At 71.0% G+C, this 16,427-nt stretch carries 15 protein-coding genes; 4 read left to right on the top strand and 11 right to left on the bottom strand.

The window, feature by feature from the left end; all coding sequences use genetic code 11:
• On the bottom strand, window positions 1–810 hold an 810-nt coding region (locus tag IPI43_27270; protein ID MBK7777774.1), incomplete at its 3' end, for a saccharopine dehydrogenase.
• 158 nt (window positions 811–968) lie between these two features.
• Here IPI43_27270 and IPI43_27265 point away from each other — a divergent pair.
• The gene (locus IPI43_27265; GenBank protein MBK7777773.1) at window positions 969–1,415 is read left to right on the top strand and encodes a hypothetical protein; all 447 of its coding nucleotides are present in this window, start codon (window positions 969–971) and stop codon (window positions 1,413–1,415) included.
• The gene (locus IPI43_27260; protein ID MBK7777772.1) at window positions 1,415–1,858 is read left to right on the top strand and encodes a nitrous oxide reductase accessory protein NosL; all 444 of its coding nucleotides are present in this window, start codon (window positions 1,415–1,417) and stop codon (window positions 1,856–1,858) included. Before IPI43_27265 ends, IPI43_27260 begins: the two co-directional genes overlap by 1 nt.
• Before the next feature lie 10 nt (window positions 1,859–1,868).
• On the opposite strand, the gene IPI43_27255 is transcribed toward IPI43_27260, so the two are convergent.
• Window positions 1,869–2,336, bottom strand: a complete 468-nt coding sequence (locus IPI43_27255; protein MBK7777771.1) for a hypothetical protein — start codon at window positions 2,334–2,336, stop codon at window positions 1,869–1,871.
• Window positions 2,333–3,268 (bottom strand): HTH-type transcriptional activator IlvY, encoded by a 936-nt coding sequence (gene ilvY, locus IPI43_27250; GenBank protein MBK7777770.1) that lies wholly within the window; start codon window positions 3,266–3,268, stop codon window positions 2,333–2,335. The genes IPI43_27255 and ilvY overlap by 4 nt, the downstream gene beginning before the upstream one ends.
• A 109-nt stretch (window positions 3,269–3,377) precedes the next feature.
• Between ilvY and ilvC the strand changes: the two genes are divergently transcribed.
• On the top strand, window positions 3,378–4,862 hold the full coding sequence (ilvC, locus tag IPI43_27245; protein MBK7777769.1) for a ketol-acid reductoisomerase: 1,485 nt from the start codon (window positions 3,378–3,380) through the stop codon (window positions 4,860–4,862).
• Window positions 4,863–4,902: 40 nt separating this feature from the next.
• On the opposite strand, the gene IPI43_27240 is transcribed toward ilvC, so the two are convergent.
• The 5 genes from IPI43_27240 to IPI43_27220 all read right to left on the bottom strand — a co-directional run bounded on the left by IPI43_27240 (window position 4,903) and on the right by IPI43_27220 (window position 10,583).
• A complete protein-coding gene (locus IPI43_27240) occupies window positions 4,903–5,316 on the bottom strand; it encodes a hypothetical protein (protein MBK7777768.1) in 414 nt (137 codons plus the stop codon).
• 60 nt (window positions 5,317–5,376) lie between these two features.
• Window positions 5,377–6,951 (bottom strand): hypothetical protein, encoded by a 1,575-nt coding sequence (locus tag IPI43_27235; GenBank protein MBK7777767.1) that lies wholly within the window; start codon window positions 6,949–6,951, stop codon window positions 5,377–5,379.
• Window positions 6,952–7,161: 210 nt separating this feature from the next.
• Complete coding sequence (locus IPI43_27230) at window positions 7,162–9,135, bottom strand: serine/threonine protein kinase (GenBank protein ID MBK7777766.1); 1,974 nt, start codon at window positions 9,133–9,135, stop codon at window positions 7,162–7,164.
• 58 nt (window positions 9,136–9,193) lie between these two features.
• Window positions 9,194–10,183, bottom strand: coding sequence for a hypothetical protein (locus IPI43_27225; GenBank protein ID MBK7777765.1), 990 nt, complete (start codon window positions 10,181–10,183; stop codon window positions 9,194–9,196).
• 58 nt (window positions 10,184–10,241) lie between these two features.
• Complete coding sequence (locus IPI43_27220; GenBank protein MBK7777764.1) at window positions 10,242–10,583, bottom strand: helix-turn-helix transcriptional regulator; 342 nt, start codon at window positions 10,581–10,583, stop codon at window positions 10,242–10,244.
• Window positions 10,584–10,685: 102 nt separating this feature from the next.
• On the opposite strand from IPI43_27220, the gene IPI43_27215 reads away from it, so the two are divergent.
• Window positions 10,686–11,027 (top strand): hypothetical protein, encoded by a 342-nt coding sequence (locus IPI43_27215; GenBank protein ID MBK7777763.1) that lies wholly within the window; start codon window positions 10,686–10,688, stop codon window positions 11,025–11,027.
• On the opposite strand, the gene IPI43_27210 is transcribed toward IPI43_27215, so the two are convergent.
• From IPI43_27210 to IPI43_27200, 3 genes are all read right to left on the bottom strand, one after another.
• Window positions 11,024–13,240 (bottom strand): response regulator, encoded by a 2,217-nt coding sequence (locus IPI43_27210; protein ID MBK7777762.1) that lies wholly within the window; start codon window positions 13,238–13,240, stop codon window positions 11,024–11,026. The two genes, IPI43_27215 and IPI43_27210, sit on opposite strands and share 4 nt — an antisense overlap.
• Window positions 13,241–13,399: 159 nt before the next feature.
• A complete protein-coding gene (locus IPI43_27205) occupies window positions 13,400–14,668 on the bottom strand; it encodes a hypothetical protein (protein MBK7777761.1) in 1,269 nt (422 codons plus the stop codon).
• Entirely contained in the window at window positions 14,665–16,323 is a 1,659-nt protein-coding gene (locus IPI43_27200; GenBank protein ID MBK7777760.1) for a hypothetical protein, read from the bottom strand. Before IPI43_27200 ends, IPI43_27205 begins: the two co-directional genes overlap by 4 nt.
• Window positions 16,324–16,427: the final 104 nt, after the last annotated feature.

Raw genomic sequence — 16,427 nt, 5'->3', positions numbered from 1 at the left:
CACCGAGATAGCCGCGATCCCCGGGAACGAGCGGCGGAACGACAGCAGCTCCTCTTGGTACAGCGGGTACATGCGCGTGGGCTGGGTCTCGTGCTGGAACGTGTACGAGCGCGGCATGGAGAACGGCTCGAGCACCACCAGGCGCCCACCGTCGATGACGCGTGGCTGTTGCGCCAGCTCCTCGAGCGCCACGATGGGCGACCACGAGAACACCAGCTCATCGGAGTCGATGTCCTCGAGCAGGTAGAGATCGATGCGCTCGATGCTGAGGCCCTTGCGCCCCGTGGCCCGCAGCGCATGGATGCGCTGACCCACCAAGAAGTTGGTGATGCCCGGCGACACGCCCAGGTTGATCAGCGCAGCCGCCCCTCGCGCGCGCAGCCCGGCGTCGAACTCGTATTGCTCGAAGGTCAGCGAGCGCTTGGTCTCGTCGCCATACATGTCCGAGGCCAGGTCCACCGCGTGCACACCCAGCGCCTCGGCCAGCACCAGCATGGGCCGGTTGAACGCAGGGAGCGCGGCGTTCACCAGGAACCACGCGTTGGCCAGCAGCGGCGCGTACGCGGGGTCCAGCGCGAACACCGGATCGAAGGCGGGCAAGCCCACGAAGTCCACGTTCTCGAAGTAGCGCTCGGCGTGGAACAGCGCGTCTCGCGCGCTGTCGGGGTCGCGCGCGAACACCACGAAGCGCACCGGCGTGCCGTCACGTTCGGCCAGCTCCGCCAAGCAGGTCAGCATGGTGGCGCCCACCGCCCCGAGGCCGAAGAACACGATGACGTTGCGGGTGTCGTCCACCAGGTTGGGAGACATGCCGGTAGGAGAGCCCGGCCACGTGTGGCTGACAAGCGACCTCTGCAGCCACCCACAGAGGCTCAGCCGGTATATATAAGGAGTGATTTCACTTCCACTGCACTATTTCTACTGTAGCGGGGTGGCGGGACCTGCCCGGCCTGAGCTAGGACTCGGCAGTGAGTGATGACGAGGACATCGGCTACGAGTGCAGCTGGACCCGGCACGGGGTGGCGGCGCTGGTGACCTCGCGCGGCGCCATGCGGGGGACCGCAGCCTTCGCTCGCTACCTCGACGTGATCAACGAAGCGCTGGAGGACCGGGAGGTGCTCGCCATCATCAGCGACGTGCGCTTCGCCACGCGGCTGCCCACCGTGCGGGACTGCATCCGCTTCGCGCAGCTCGCGTCGGCCAACCCGCAGGGGGACCGCATTCGCCGCAGCGCGGTGGTCACGGCCGACGGGCACCCGATCATGGGCTTGCTGCTGCGCGTGATCGCCAGCGCCAGCCGCTTCTTCCCGGAGCGGCGCGTGTTCCCCAACGACGTGGAGGGCGCCATCGCGTGGGCCAACGAGGCGCCGCGCGACACGCCCGTGCCGCCCCCCAAGAGCGCAGGGGCAGCGTGATGCGGGCGTGCACGCTGCTGTTGGGCGTCACGCTCGCGCTCACGAGCGCGGCCCTGGTGGCGTGTGGCTCGACGAGCGACGAGCGCCCGCGCTGCGCTCAGTGCGGCATGTACGCGGACGACGCCCCGCAGTGGGCCGCCAGCGCGCGCGAGCCTGGGGGTGCCACGCAGCACTTCGACGGGCCCAAGTGCCTGCTGCGCTATGCCGCCGCGGCGGGGGCGGGGCGCGACCTCACGCTCACGGTCACGGAGTACTACTCGCAGACCAGCCGGCCTGCGGACGCGCTGCTCTACGTGCGCGGCAGCGACCTGCGCAGCCCCATGGGCGCGGACCTGGTGCCGCTCGATGGCCGCGAGGCCGCGGAGGCGTTCGCGCGCGACCACGGTGGGGACGTGCTGACGTTCGGGGAGATCACGCCGGCGGTGCTGGCGGGGCTCGAGTAGCGCGCGGGGCTCAGCGCACGCTGGCGAGCAGGTGTCGGTAGCGGGAGGTGAAGGCGAAGAACTCTGCGCGCACGTCGTCCAGTGTTCCCCAGGTTTGTGCCACGGCCAGCTCGTATCCGTACTCGAGATGGAGCAGCGCGCTCCGTTCGTCTTCCGTGAGGTCGTTGCCTCCGTACGCCTGGGCGTAGAGGTGTGCGATGGCGAGACCCAGGTCGACGCGCTCCGCTTCGACCATTCTACCCATGCACGCAATGACGAGGTGCATGCGGCCCGCAGCGAGACCCCCCGCGAGCTCGAGTAGGTCCGCGACGATGGCGTGGTCGCTCTTGTCCCCCAGCGTGGTCAACTCCAGCAGCGGTCCCTCGATGCGGTCGCACGCCATGACTTCCGTATCCACCCAGTCCGCGAGCTGCACTCGATCATACGCGCCGATCTCGAAGCCCACGGCCATCTCGAGCGCGCTGATGCGTCCACTCATCGCTTCTTCCTCCCGCGCTTCACCGCCTGCACCGCCGGCACCGCGCGCGCCTCGGCCAGCTCCCAGAACGCCGCCATCGCCCGGCGCTCCAGCGTCCGTCGCTTGGCACACAACGCTACCGCGAACCCGGGCGGCGCGTCCTTCACGTCCACCGCCGCAATCGCGTCCCGGAGCGGGCTGCCCACGCGCACCAGCTCGGGCACCAGGCCCACGCCGCAGCCGAGCGACACCATCGCGAGGATGGCCTCGTTGCCGTCCACCTCGGCGTAGCGCGTGGGGGTCACGCCCTGCTCGCGGAAGTACGCGTCGGCGCGGTCACGCTCGAGCCCTCGGCGCGGCAGGATCACGGGCAGCCCATCCCACTCGCCACCGCCCGCACGCGCGCGGCGCTGCAGCTCGTCATCGGCCGCGGGGGCCACGAAGGTGAGCCCAGTGACCGCCAGGTTCACGTAGCGCAGGTCGGGGTCCGGCACGTCGGGCGCGGGCACCACCGCCATGTCCACCTCGTCGGCGTGCAGCTGCTGCAGGGAGCGCGCCGCGTCGCCCGTGCGCAGCTGGAGCGCGATGGCCGGGAACGTCTCGCGGCAGCGCGCCAGCAGCTCGGGCAGCACCGAGTGGCAGGCCGTCACCGTGCAGGCGAGGCGCAGCTCCCCGCTGGGGGACTGCTCTTCGGCCGCCAACGCCTCCAGCAGCTCACGGTGCGCGGCCAGCTGCTTCTGCGCGTGCTCGCGGAAGATGTGCCCCGCCCGCGTGAGCGCCACCTTGCGGCGGTCCCGCACGAAGAGCGCCTGGCCCAGGTCTTCTTCCAAGCGCTGGATGCAGCGGGTGAGCGCGGACGGGCTCATGGCCAGCGCCTCGGCGCTGCGCGAAAACCGAAGCGTCTCGCTCAGATGCAAGAACGGCTCGTAGGCTTCGAGGAGGGTTTGGGACACGTATTGCGTTTCCTGCAACACAGAGTACGCAAAATAGACGCAGGCGCAACATTGGCAGCCGGCCCCGCGCCCCTTACAAAGAAGGACCCCACCTTCCGGAGAGATCACGATGGCGCGTCAGAACTACTTCAACACCCTCACCATGGCCCAGAAGCTCGACCAGCTCGGCCGCTGCCGCTTCATGAGCGCCAGCGAGTTCAACGGCATCGAGAAGCTCAAGGGCAAGAAGGTGGTCATCGTGGGCTGCGGCGCGCAGGGCCTCAACCAGGGCCTCAACATGCGCGACTCGGGCCTGGACGTGAGCTACGCGCTGCGCCAGGGCGCCATCGACAGCAAGCGCCAGAGCTTCCTGAACGCGTCGCAGAACGGCTTCAAGGTCGGCAACTACGACGAGATGATCCCCACGGCCGACCTGGTCTGCAACCTCGCCCCCGACAAGCAGCACGCCGACGTCGTGGCCAGCGTCATGCCGCTCATGAAGCAGGGCGCCACGCTCGCCTACAGCCACGGCTTCAACATCGTGGAGGAGGGCCAGAAGATTCGCCCCGACCTCACGGTGGTCATGGTGGCCCCCAAGTGCCCGGGCACCGAGGTGCGCGAGGAGTACAAGCGCGGCTTCGGCGTGCCCACGCTCATCGCCGTGCACACCGAGAACGACCCCAACGGTGACGGCCTCGAGATCGCGAAGGCCTACGCCGCCGCGACCGGTGGTGACCGCGCGGGCGTGCTCGAGTCCAGCTTCATCGCCGAGGTGAAGAGCGACCTCATGGGCGAGCAGACCATCCTCTGCGGCATGCTGCAGACCGGCGCGCTGCTCTGCTTCGACAAGATGGTGGAGGAGGGCATCGACCCGGGCTACGCCAGCAAGCTGGTGCAGTACGGGTGGGAGACCATCACCGAGGCGCTCAAGCAGGGCGGCCTCACGCTCATGCTCGACCGCTTGAGCAACCCCGCCAAGATCAAGGCGTTCGAGCTCAGCGAGGAGCTGCGCGGCATTCTTCGCCCGCTGTTCGAGAAGCACCAGGACGACATCATCACCGGGCACTTCAGCACCACCATGATGGCGGACTGGGACAACGACGATAAGAACCTGCTGGGCTGGCGCGCAGCCACCAACGAGTCGCCGTTCGAGAAGACCCCGGCCGGCAACTTCGACATCGCCGAGCAGGAGTACTTCGACCACGCCGTGCTCATGGTGGCCATGTGCAAGGCCGGCGTGGAGCTGGCGTTCGAGTGCATGGTGGACGTGGGCATGAAGCCCGAGTCGGCCTACTACGAGTCGCTCCACGAGACGCCGCTGATCGCGAACACCATCGCGCGCAAGAAGCTCTACGAGATGAACAAGGTCATCAGCGACACCGCCGAGTACGGCTGCTACCTGTTCAGCCACGCCGCCGTGCCGCTCCTCGCGCCCTTCATGGCCAAGCAGAAGAGCGACGTCATCGGCAAGGCCTTCGGCAAGGGCAGCCAGCAGGTGGACAACCTCAAGCTGCTGAAGGTCAACCAGGCCATCGAGGCGCACCCGGTCGAGAAGATCGGCGCCGTGCTGCGCGGCCACATGACCGCCATGAAGCAGATCGCCGTCGGCGGCTGACGTGATGATGGCTGGCGCGCTGCTCGGGGGGAGCGGCGCGTCAGGCGGAGCGCGCGAGGTTGTTCTTGCGCTCGACTTCGTCGAGGAAGGCCTCGGCTTCGGCGCGCGTCTTGAATGCGCGCAGCTCGGTGGGCGGTGGCTTGAGCCACAAGATGGCCGTGAGGATGCCGCGCTGGAGCGCGCTGTCGAGCGTGACCGCTTGGGCCACGCACACGCGCCGAATGAGCCCCTCGTGCTTGATGCTGAAGTCGGCCGTGACCTGGCGCTGCTTGGCGCTCATGCCCTCGGAGCGCAGGCCATCCACGAAGAGCACCAGCCGCCGGCCCGCGGCGTCGGCGTTGCGCATGGCCGTCAGCCACTGCGTCTCGGCTGTGTCCACGTCGTCATCACTGACGGCCCCCACGTACTCGAACGAGTAGCGCGTCTCCGACAGGGGCTTGAAGTAGATGGGCATGGGGGATGTCACCCCGATGTTACGGGAAGCCCCGCGCGCGTTGCAACGGTGCGCGTCGCGTCACTCCGCTTCGCAGACCTGCTCGAGGCACTCCACGTAGACCCTCGAGCCAGCGCGCGGGGTCCCACTCAGGGTGAACTGAACCGCCTGCTCCCCGTAGTAGTCGATCCACGCGTTGAAGTCGTCGTAGTACCACCCGGCCCCGGCGATGGTCGCTCCCTGCACGCGCTCTCCGGGGGGTACACCCAGCTGCGTGATCTCGCAGACCTCGCGCTGCTCGTCCCACGCCATGAAGGTGCGCCCGGGGAGACCTTCGCAGCGGAGCCCTACGCGCAGGGGCTCGGTCACGCGGCACTGCACGAGGTGGTTGGCGTCGCGCTCCATGGGGCGCGGCAGGCCGTACGCGAAGTGGTCGAAGTGCTGCGCATAGAGGTCGCCGGACAGCGGCCCGAGGCGACCGAGGTCGAGGCGATGGTCGCTGGCCGCGGTGTCCACCGCGCTGCACACCGAGATGAGCGCGCTCGCGGCGCCGGTGTGGAGCAACCCCTCGGCCACGGCGATCAGCCTCCGGGGTGGGGCGGCCGCGCGCTCCAGCGCGGCGTTCTCGGGGTCGTCCGGCGCTGGACGCGTGCATGCGGGGACGAGCGCCAGTCCACTGCTGTCCACCACCTCCTGCATACCCGGCTCCGCGAGCAGCGCCGCGTAGTCCGTCTCGAGGTACTCGACATCGTTGATGAGGGAGGCCTCCGAGTGGGCGCGCAGCAGCGCGTCGTCGACACCCCCGACCACCACGAAGACCAGGTAGTGCTCCATGCCGGGACGCAGAGCGCGGAAGCCATCCACGTAGCGCTGCACGGGATGGAGCGCCGAGGGGTGCGCGGAGCACTGCACAAGAGGGTCCCCGCTGGGCCCCGTGACGGGCGAGGGGTACTGCGGGTCCGCGCCGCTGGGCGAGAAGAGGTCCATGTCCGCGCTGGAGCAGTCGTCTTCGTCGGTGATGATCGCGATGACCAGCAGCGAGTTCTCCCGGAGGAAGCCCGCGTTCGCGCCGCTGCCGTGCCCGCCCGTGTCGCTCTCGATCACGCCACCGCGCTCTTGCTGAAAGCGCAGCTCGAACGCGGCCGGTGTCAGCGCCTTGAGCGCGGCCTCGAGGGGCTGCTCGAAGCCACAGCCACCCGCGCCGGTGTGCACCAGGCAGCCCACCCGGTCGGCGATGTCATCCAGGTTGTCCCCCGCCTCCACCGTGACGTACGGCAGCGCTTCGGACACCGCCGTGCAGCTGGGGTCGCCACCCGTGTGCGCCCGCAGCATGCGGCCATCACGCCCGAGCGGATAGCTGCAACCCTCGCTGAGGGAGCCGCCGCCGCCTGCGCCCAAGTCGCTGGACACCACCCCCACGTGCAGGCTGGTGTCCAGCTGACCCAGCCAAGGGAGCGAGCGCAGCACCCGCGCCACCTCGGCGCCCAGCTCAGCTTGCTCACCGCTCATGGAGGCGGAGTCGTCGACGACCAGCAAGAGGTCGACCTCGTCGGGCGGGCTGTAGACAGCCAATCGGCGGACCACGGACGTCTGGCACGGGGGCTGCTCCTCGATGGGAGCGGGCGTGTCGCAAGCCATGACGCCGAGCAGCGCCACCCCGCATAGTCTTCGCATCCTGGTCCCAAAGCGACGAGGGTTCGGCATCCGTCTCTCCAGCACGCTCACGTGCGTCCCGACGCGGGCTGCGTCGAACTCACGGTACGCTGTGCGAGCGCCGTGCCACAAGCACAGCAGCTTGTTCCTAGAGCGATTCGCGGGTCGCGCCGTCAACCCGGTTGACGCTTTCGGCGCGGGGTTGGCACCGGATCACCCGTCAGACCGGTCGCGCGCTCGAACACTACCGAGCCACAGCCCCGCCACGGCGAGCACCGTCAGCACCGAGAACGACGAGAAGATGACCACCACGTGGCTTGGGTACATGGCCGACAGCACCGCCCCGAGCACGGGCACAAGCGCGGCCCAGCTGGCGCGGGGCACGATGAGCCCCGCCGCCCCGCTGGCCAGCCCCAGCACCACGAAGTCCATGGCGAGCACGGACAGCGTGGACACGCCGTTGGCCGCTCCGATCACGCGGTGGGCCAGCAGCCCCAGCAGGCCGCCCGCCAAGAGCCCAATGGCCTGTCGCCCCGCCAGGTTGGCGAGCAGGTGCTTGCGCAGCAGCAGGCTGCCCACCGCCACGATGGCGATGAACAGGAGCGCCACGCCGACGATCTCTTGCCCGCTGGGCGGCGCCGCATCGGCACGCGGGCCGAGCGAGAAGTACGCCGAGATGGCCACCCCCGCCGCGGTGACGAACCCGAAGAGGATCATGCGCGAGCGCAGCCCCACGCGCAGGTCGGCGTCGGCGGCGATGGCCTCGAGCTTCTGCACCGCGCCGAGGCGTGACGCGAGCGTGGTCTCGAGCGCCAAAACGCGCGCCAGCAGCGCGGCGTCCGGCACGTGCAGCTCGGCCAGCAGGCTGCGCGCGGCGACCGGGTTCTCGCGGCCCAGCTCGTGCTGCACGGCCAAGCGCAGCGCCTGGTCCAGGCCCTCGCGCGCGTCTTCGTTCTCGGGCCAGATGCGCAGCGCCTGCACGAAGGCGAAGCGGCACTCCGTGAGCTTGCGGTCCACGTCGGGCCCGCCCCCTGCGCTCCCCTGCGGCGCGGCCTCGAGGTCCGCCAGCAGCTCGCGCCCCGAGCGAACGAGGGCCAGCGCCCCCGCATGGCGCCGCCGCTCATCGAGCGCTTGCCGAAACGCGAGCGCGCTCGGAAAGCGGTCCTCCGGCGAGGCCGCCATGGCGCGCCGTGCGATGGCCGCGAGCTCACTCGGCACCTCCGGCCCGTAGCTGGGCGGCAACGCGTCGTGCGCAGCCACCAGCACCGCGTGGATGCTGGCCCCCGAGTACGGCGGCTGCCCCGTGAGCACCTCGTGCAGCGTGGCCCCCAGCAAGAACACGTCCGTGCGCGCGTCGATGCGGGCGGAGTCCGCGCGCACCATCTCGGGCGCCATGTAGGCGGGCGTGCCCACCAGCGTCATGGACGCGGCGCCACCGAGGCGCAGCGCGATGCCCCAGTCCGCCAGGTAGACCTCACCGTGCTCGCCCAGCAGCACGTTCTCCGGCTTCACGTCGCGGTGCACGACGCCCCGGCTGTGCGCGAACTCGAGCGCGTTGGCCACCTGCGCCAAGACGCTCAGGTGCAGCTCGAGGCGGTCCTCGTCGCGCGGCGCCAGCACCTCCCAGCGCGGGTGGTGGGGGTCGTGCAGCAGGTCGCTCCACGCCACGCCGTCCACACGCTTCATCACCAGCAGCAGGCGCCCCGAGTCGTCGCGCCCCACGGCGTGCACGGGCACCATGTTGGGGTGCTCGAGGCGGCCCATGGTGGTGGCCTCTTCGCGCAGCATCTCGACCGCGTGCACATCTGCGACCTCGGCCTTGAGCGTCTTGATGGCCACGTCACGGCCCAGTGAGCGCTGCCGCGCCAGGTGCACGCGGCCCATGCCGCCCTCCCCCAGCACGCTCAGGATCTCGAAGTCGGCCGGGTCTTCGATGCGCCCGGACGCGCCGCTCACCGCGACGTCCGACGCGGACTGACCCGACACCAGCCCGCTCAGCCCGATGCGCGGCAACGGCCCCACGCTGGCCCCTGGCGGCGCGGCCACGAGCGCAGCAGCCCCCGGGGGCCGCGCGCTCGGAAACGGCCCCAGCAGCGTCTCTGGCGTGATGGTCGCGTCGAAAGCCAGCCCGCTCGCTTCATCGACCCCGAGGGTCCGCAGGTGCGCCACCAGCTCGTCGCGTTGCATCGGCGTCAGCGTCGCCAATCACCGCGCGCAAGTCGAGCGTGATGTACCGCGTGAACGCTCAGGTGGGCCGGGCGAGGCCGGCGTGCAGCATGGCCAGCTGCGCCACGTCGGCCACGCCCAGCTTCTGGAGCGCGCGCGCCGCCACGTTGGCCACCGACGAAGTGCGCACACCCAGGTCGGCCGCGATGGCCTTGTGCGCGTCACCGCGGCCCAGGCGCTCCACCACCATGCGCTCGGCGCGTGAAAGCGCACGCAGCGTGGCTTGCTCGGCGGCGTTCTGGATGGCCAGGAAGCGCCGCCGGCCCGTGTGCTCCCGGTGGGCGATGATGGAGTAGCGCCCCGCGATGAGGTCCTCCCAGACCCCCAGGTGCGCCATGGCGCCGCCTTCCGCGCTGGACACGCGCCGGCTCTGCTCCAGCAGCGCGGGGCGCAGGTGTGGGAAGCGAAAGTCCCCGCGGCCGCGGGCGTCGAAGTCGGCGATGACGTCGGGCACGTGCAGCGAGGCGTCGGCCGCCGTGCCGCCCAGCGCCCGACGCGCCACCAGCGCCTGCCGCAGCTGGTGGCCAACCCCCTGCCAGCGGCCCATCAGCTCGCCCAGCCGCGCGTCGCGGGCCACCCCGTGTCGCCGTGGGATGGGCAGCGCCAGCGTCACCACGTCGTTGCCCGCCTTCGGTGCCACCGTGACCACGTCGTGCAGATCACGCGCCGAGAACTCCCGCGCCATGGCGTTCGGGAGGCTCGACCAGGTCTCGTCGAAGATGCTGCGCATGGAGGCCACCATGGGCGCGCTGGCATACGCCGCGTCGAGCGCGCCCTCTTCGAGGCCGCCTTCATGGTCGCGCATCATCCACGCCAGCAGGTCGCCCTGCCCTTCGGCGGCCACCAGCTGCGGCCCCTCTTCACCTACGCGGGACAGCCAGCACACCGCCCCCTCCACCCCGGGCAACACCCTCGCGCTGCAGTCGGACAAGTCCGCGAGCCACGACGACACGTCGCGGTCGAGGTCCCACGCGCAAGCGATCACATCCAGTAGCCCAGGCCGAGGCATGCGCGGCGAGCATACTGCTTCTTTCGAATCCTCCCTAGAGCACGGCTCTAGGGGTGAGTCAGCTGCCGCCCCGCGCCAGCAGCGCGCGCAGCTCCGCGCGGCTCGCCACGCCCAGCTTGCGGAAGAGCGCCGCCAGCTGGTTGGCCACAGTGCGCACGTGCGTTCCGCGCGCCTTGGCGATGGCCGCGTTGCTCTGCCCCGCGGCCACGCGCAGCGCCACGTCGCGCTCCGCATCCGTCATGTCGGCGAAGTGGTCCCCCGCGAGCGTGGGCGCGGGCAGGTCGATGAGCAGCATGGCCACGCCGTCCACCTGCACCTCGGTGAGCTCCACGCCGCGGGTGTCTCGTGACGGCTCGCGAGGCGCTGCTGCAGGCGGCGGTGGACGGCGGCTGGGGGTCATCGGCGCATGGTCTCAGCGCGGGGTGAGCCCTGCAACCAGGGTCGAGACGGGTTCTCGCGGCCGGCCCTTTCGCCACCTCGTGCAGCGCGGCAGAATGAAACCATGAACGACCAAAAGCGCCCCGAAGGCGGCCCGCCGCCCAGCCCCAAGAACGCCCGCTTCTTGGATCTCGAACCCACGCAGATGCTCAAGGGCGAGGCCGATCAGGTCGTCCGCAAGGCCTTCCACGCGCTGCTGGAGGACGCCGCCAAGGCGCGCCTCAAAGAGCGCTGGGGTGACCGCATCGAGGGGCTGGCCCGCCTGGCCGTGGACCAGTTCCTGAACGAGCTGGACTCGAGCCTGGGCGTGGAGGCCATCCTCGAGCGCCAGGCGCGCGCCAGCCAGGCCACCGAGAGCGAGCTGGCGGACCTGTTCCGCGGTGCCGCCCGCCGCGAGCCCGGCTAGGCGCTCGTCGCGCTCATGGCCCGAGCCAGCGCGCGCGACAGCTGGTCCGCCGTGAACGGCTTCGGCAGGAACTCGAGCGTGAGGTCGCGCAGGTCGTCGCGCAGGCGCGGGTCGTCCACGTAGCCCGAGGTGACCACCACGGGCAGGCTCGGGTGCTCCGCCCGCAGCAGGGCCAGGAAGGGGCCGCCGCCCAGGATGGGCATGACCACGTCGGTGAGCACGCACGCCAGGTCCTTGTGCCGCTCGCGCACCACGCCGAGGCCGCTCGCGCCGTTGTCCGCCTCGACCACGTCGAAGCCCAGCGCCCGCAGCAGCTCGGAGGTGGCGTTGCGCACCTGGGCGTCGTCTTCCACCAGCAGGATCAGCTGCCCTTCGCCGCGCGGCGCGGGTGGCGGCTCGGAGCGCATGGGCGGCACCAGCTGGGTGCTGTCGGCCTGCGGGAACGACAGGGTGAACGTGGTGCCCTGCCCCACCTGGGACTGGATCTCGAGGGTGCCGCCGGCCTGCTCCACGATGGCGAGGCACGTGGACAAACCCAGCCCCGTCCCGCGCCCGGCCTCCTTGGTGGTGAAGAATGGCTCGGTGGCGTTCTTGCGAACGTGCTCGGGCATCCCCACGCCCGTGTCCGACACCTTCAGCACCACGCGATGGTCGCCCACCTCCACGCGCACCGTCAGCGCGCCTCCGTCGGGCATGGCGTCGCGCGCGTTCACCGCCAGGTTGGTGAGCACCTGCTCCAGCTGGCCCGCGTCCATCAGCACGCAGGCGGGCGTGGGTGACGGCAGGCTGATGACCTCCACGTCCTCCCCGATGACGCGTCGCAGGAGCTTGTGCGTGTCGCGCACCAGGTCGTTCACGTCCATGACCTGCGGCGCGATGGGCTGCGTCCTGGCAAACGCCAGGAGCTGCCGGGTGAGCTCGGCCGCGCGCATGCAGGCGCGCGTGATTTGCCGCAGGTGGTCGCGCTGGGTCTCGTCCTCGCGGCTGCGCGCCATGGCGATCTGCGCGAAGCCGTTGATGACGGTGAGGATGTTGTTGAAGTCGTGCGCAATGCCACCTGCAAAGCGCCCCAGCACGTCCAGCTTCTGGGCTCGCGCCAGCTTCTCGTCGCTCTCGCGCAGCTGCAAGAGCGCCCGCTGCCGGCGGCGGCGGTCCTGGATGATGGTCACCAGCGACGCCGCGAACACCAGCAACAGCGCTGCCAGGGTGGCGTTGCGCATGGTGCGCACCGGCTCGGCCACGCGCTCGGTGATGGTCTCGCGCGGGATGGCAGAGATGGTGGTCCAGCCGGTGGCCTCGAGGCGCGTCCCCAGCACGATCAGCGCGCGGGTCTCGATGCGCTGCACCTCGGTGCTGTCCTGAGTCGCTCGCATGAGCCGCTGGACCGCGCTCCGCAGCGGCGCGTCCGCCACGTCATCGACGGAGTAGTCCCCGCGCCCCGCCTGAATCTCGGCGGCGTAGCGCGCCGACGCCAAGAGCCGCCCCTCGCGGTCGATCACCATGTACGTCGCGCCCGCCCGCTCGGACAGCGCGGCCCCTCCTGCGATGAGCCTGTCGAGCGGCACGTCGTGGCCCACGGAGCCCGCGAAGCGTCCGTTGCGCGTGTACGGGGCCACCACGGAGACCATCCACACGCTGGGCACCGGGTCGAACTCCACGCGCGTCCAGCGCGGACGGCCGTCGGGATTGTTCGCGGGGCGCGCGAGGTTCACCCACTCGGTGTCGGAGTAGTCGTGGTTGGCCGCCGCCTCGTAGATGAACAGGGGCGCCGCCGGCCACAAGATGACCTCACCGCCACCGTCCACCAGCAGCCACGCGTTCTCGGACAGCGTGTCGTCCCCGCCGCGCATGGTGTCTTCGATCAGGTGCTTCACGCGCACGTAGAAGCCCCGCGAGTCGTCGTCCATGGGCGCGTGGCGCGGCACCCAGATGCCCGCCTGGGTGACCGCGTCGAAGCTGGCCGGGCGAGAGCGATGCGCCCCGTCCGCGTCGCGCGCCACCAGTTGCTCGAAGGTCTGCACCTCGCTCGGTGTGATGGGCGTAGCGGTCTCGGACACGCGCCGCGCGAGCCGCCTCACGCTCCGCTCGCTCGCCGCCACGCGGTGCGCCAGCGTGGTGACCATGAGGCGCTCCTCGCGCGACACCATGTCTATCTCGTTGGCCACCAGCGAGGCCTCGAGGTGCTGCTCCACCAGCACGAGCGCAGGCAGCACGATCACCGCGATGGCAAGCAACGCGTACGCGCCAATCCACAGCTCGATCCTGGTCTCAGCTCTCGGTAGCGGGGCCCCCACGGCACCTCTTTCTCGGTCAGGGTGCCACGAAGTGCGTGTCGCTCCTAGGCCGGGTGGACGCGCTCGGTGCCCAAGGCGCTAGCGCCGGCCGCGGGCCAGCTTGCGCGCGACGTCCGCGTCGATGCCTGCGGTCAGCTCGATGACGTAGTCGGCGAGCACGCGGGCAGCCCCCGGGTCGGCCTTGGCGCGGGCCGCGAGCGCGACCAGCGCGGGATCCGTGGCGCGGTCTCCCAGCAGCGCGAGCGCCGCGTCGGGGTCCACGTAGGCGAGCGTGTCGGCGCGCTCCACCTCGATGAGCCGCGGGGTCAGCGGCCGCGCGTCCGTCGGGTAGGTGAGCGTCACGCCGTGGTGGCGCAAGCTGCCCCCGGCGTCGACGACCTGCTTCAGCAGCGCACGCGTGCCACGCACGAAGGTGGGCGGCTTGCCCGGGATCTGAAGGGCCTTGCGCCCCGGCTTGATGCGCCCCACCCGCACGCCGTTGCGGAGATCCCAGCTGGGCGTCACTACCACTTCCGTCGCGTCCTCGATCCCGAGCTCACCGCCGTGCCGTGTGGCCGGCCAAGCGAGCAGCGGCGCGAGCACGTTCCAGAACAACCCGCCGTACGTCGTGGCCCGCACCAGCGCCCGGTGCTGGCTCACCGCCGCGATGATCTCCTCGGCGTGGCGCGGCGCGTCGTCGCCATCGGGGATGCGGCGGACCAACGCCACGAGGGCTTCCACCCGCCCGGAGTCCGCGCGCATCGCGGCCGCGGCCGCCACCCAAGCGGTCACGTCGAAGGGCGTGGTGAGCAGCTGCGCCAGCGCCTCGCGGTCCACGCGCTCGCTCAGCTCGGTGATGTGGGTGTCGGCGCGGGAGGTGAGGCCCCACACCACGGTCGGCACCGTCTTGCGGTCCGCGTGCGTGGCCCGCAGGCCGCGGATCTGCTCCACGTCGGACAGGGCCAGGGCCTCGTCGATGCGCTCCAGCAACGCCGGCATGCGCTCGGCCAGGCACGCGCTGATCTCGGCGAGCGGCGCAGCGGCAGCAGCGAGATAGGTGAGCCCGTCGAAGTTGGGCAACGCGACGGCTTCGCCATAGGAGATGACGCGCCACAGCTGGCTTGGCACGGCGTCGAGCGCAACCGCCACGGATGCCCCGGTGGCTGCGCCGCGACCGACACGTTGGCCCTCGGTGGCGAGCCACTTCAGCAGCGCTGCGCGGTTGGCCTGCTTCAGCCCCGGGCAGTCGAGCTCCACCAGCCCCGGTCGCGGCGGCTCGCCCAGCAATGGGAACGTGCCGGTGTAGTCCACGCGTGCGCACGCGCGCCCGTTCACCAGGTCCTTCTCCACCACGGCCAGCAGCTTCATGCGCGCGCCTCCGCGGCCATGGCGCTCATCACCTGAAGGCGGTCGATGAGCTCGGCGAAGCGGGTGGCGGCCGTGTCCCCGCCGCGCGACAGCACCGCCCAGCCGCCCTTGGGCGTGGCGTACACCGCGTGCGTGTAGAACTCGTAGCCCACGGTCAGCTCACCGGGCGCGCCCAGCGGCGGGTTGAGGTTGAGCGCCAGGTCGAACGGCAGCAGCGCCTCGAGCAGGCGCGCATCGCTCACGAACGGCACGTCCAGCATGAGGGGCTGTGTGGGGTCGACGTCACCGAGCGTCCTCGCCAGCGCAGGGACGTCGAAGCGGTACGACTCGTCGTGCGCCACCGCGCCCAGCTCGCGCTCGAGCCAACCCTTCGTGTCACCCGCCACGAGGTGCGTCACCACGTCGTGGAGGGACACGGGGGCGGTGCTGCTCAGACCCTTGTTGCGCAAGATGAGCAGGCGCGCGTCCCCCGCCGTGGCCACCATGGCGTAGAGCATGAGGCTGGTGAGCCGCAGCATGTTGGCGGGCAGCACGAAGGTGTAGTCGCGCGCGGCCGGAAGCAACGCACGCACCTGCTGGCCGAAGCGCTGCATGAGCGGCACCAATAGCGGCTGGGCCAGCGCCTCACGCACGAGGGGCGGGGCGGCCTCGAAGCCCTTGAGCACCTTGAAGAACGGCAGGCTCACGCGCGGGCTCTGGGTGGCCGCGAGCACGCGCTCGGTGATGACCGCGCAGTCTTCGGGCTGCAGCCACGGGCCCCACTCGTTCAGCCGGAGCAGCGCCTCCACCCCGCTGGCCGACGCGAGGGCGTGCGCGCGCAGCTGGCCGATGTACGGGCGCGAGGTGGCGTTGGGGAGGTCCAGCCGGACGCCGGCCTGCCCGAAGAGGCCACCCAGCGACGTGAGCGGGATGACCCCCGGCGCGGCGTCCAGCGCGCGCACGAACGCACCCAAGCCGTCGCGGGCCAGCGCATCTCGCGCGGTGACGAACGCGCTCACCACCGGGAGCGTGCCCGACGCCGCGGCGGCGCGGCCGTCACCGAAGCACAGGTCGTGGATGGCCCGCTCGCGCTCGCCCTCGAAGCGAAAGTGCAGCAGCGCGGCCGACTGCTTCACGGTGTCCCGGAACTTGAGCAGCGTGGCGTCCGGCGCCCGCGCGAGGGTGGCGCGGAAGTCGGCGCGCAGTTGGTCGAACGGCGGCTCGATGAGCCGGAAGGGCACACCGCGCCGCCACCCCGTGAGCGTCATGGCAGCAGGCTTGATGGCCGCCGTGGCGAACCCGAGGCGCCACACCCAGGGAAGCGCCCCCAGCATGGCGCCGAGCGTCTCGTCGTCGCCGCGCTCGAGCGCGCCCAGCGCATGGAGCAGCTTGTGGTCGTTCAGCAGCGCCCGCGCGTGACGGCGCAGGATGGCGTGGTGCGAGGCCTGCGACGTGCGCACCAGGTGCCACGCGCGGGCCAGGTGCTCGGCTTCGCCCATGGTGGCCGTGGGCAACAGCTTCTCGAGCAGCGCCGCGTCCAGCACGGGCTCACCCGTGCTGATGGGCAGCGAGATGCCGAGGTCGGTGGTGTGCAGCGCGCGCTGCTCGGCAAGCAGCAGCTTGTAGCGCCGCTTCAGGTCGCGAACGGAGGGCAGCGCGGGAGCGTCGGGCGTCATGGAGCCGAGGTCGCGAGTGTCGCCGCCGAGTGCATGGGTCCGGCGGCCGTTTCCAATAAAGAACTGAACGCTCTGCGGTGCGTGAGTTGCGGAGCACGGGCAGC

Source organism: Sandaracinaceae bacterium (genome assembly GCA_016706685.1).
GTDB lineage: Bacteria > Myxococcota_A > Polyangia > Polyangiales > Houyiibacteriaceae > JADJJE01.
This window is presented reverse-complemented; position numbering and strand designations above follow the sequence as displayed.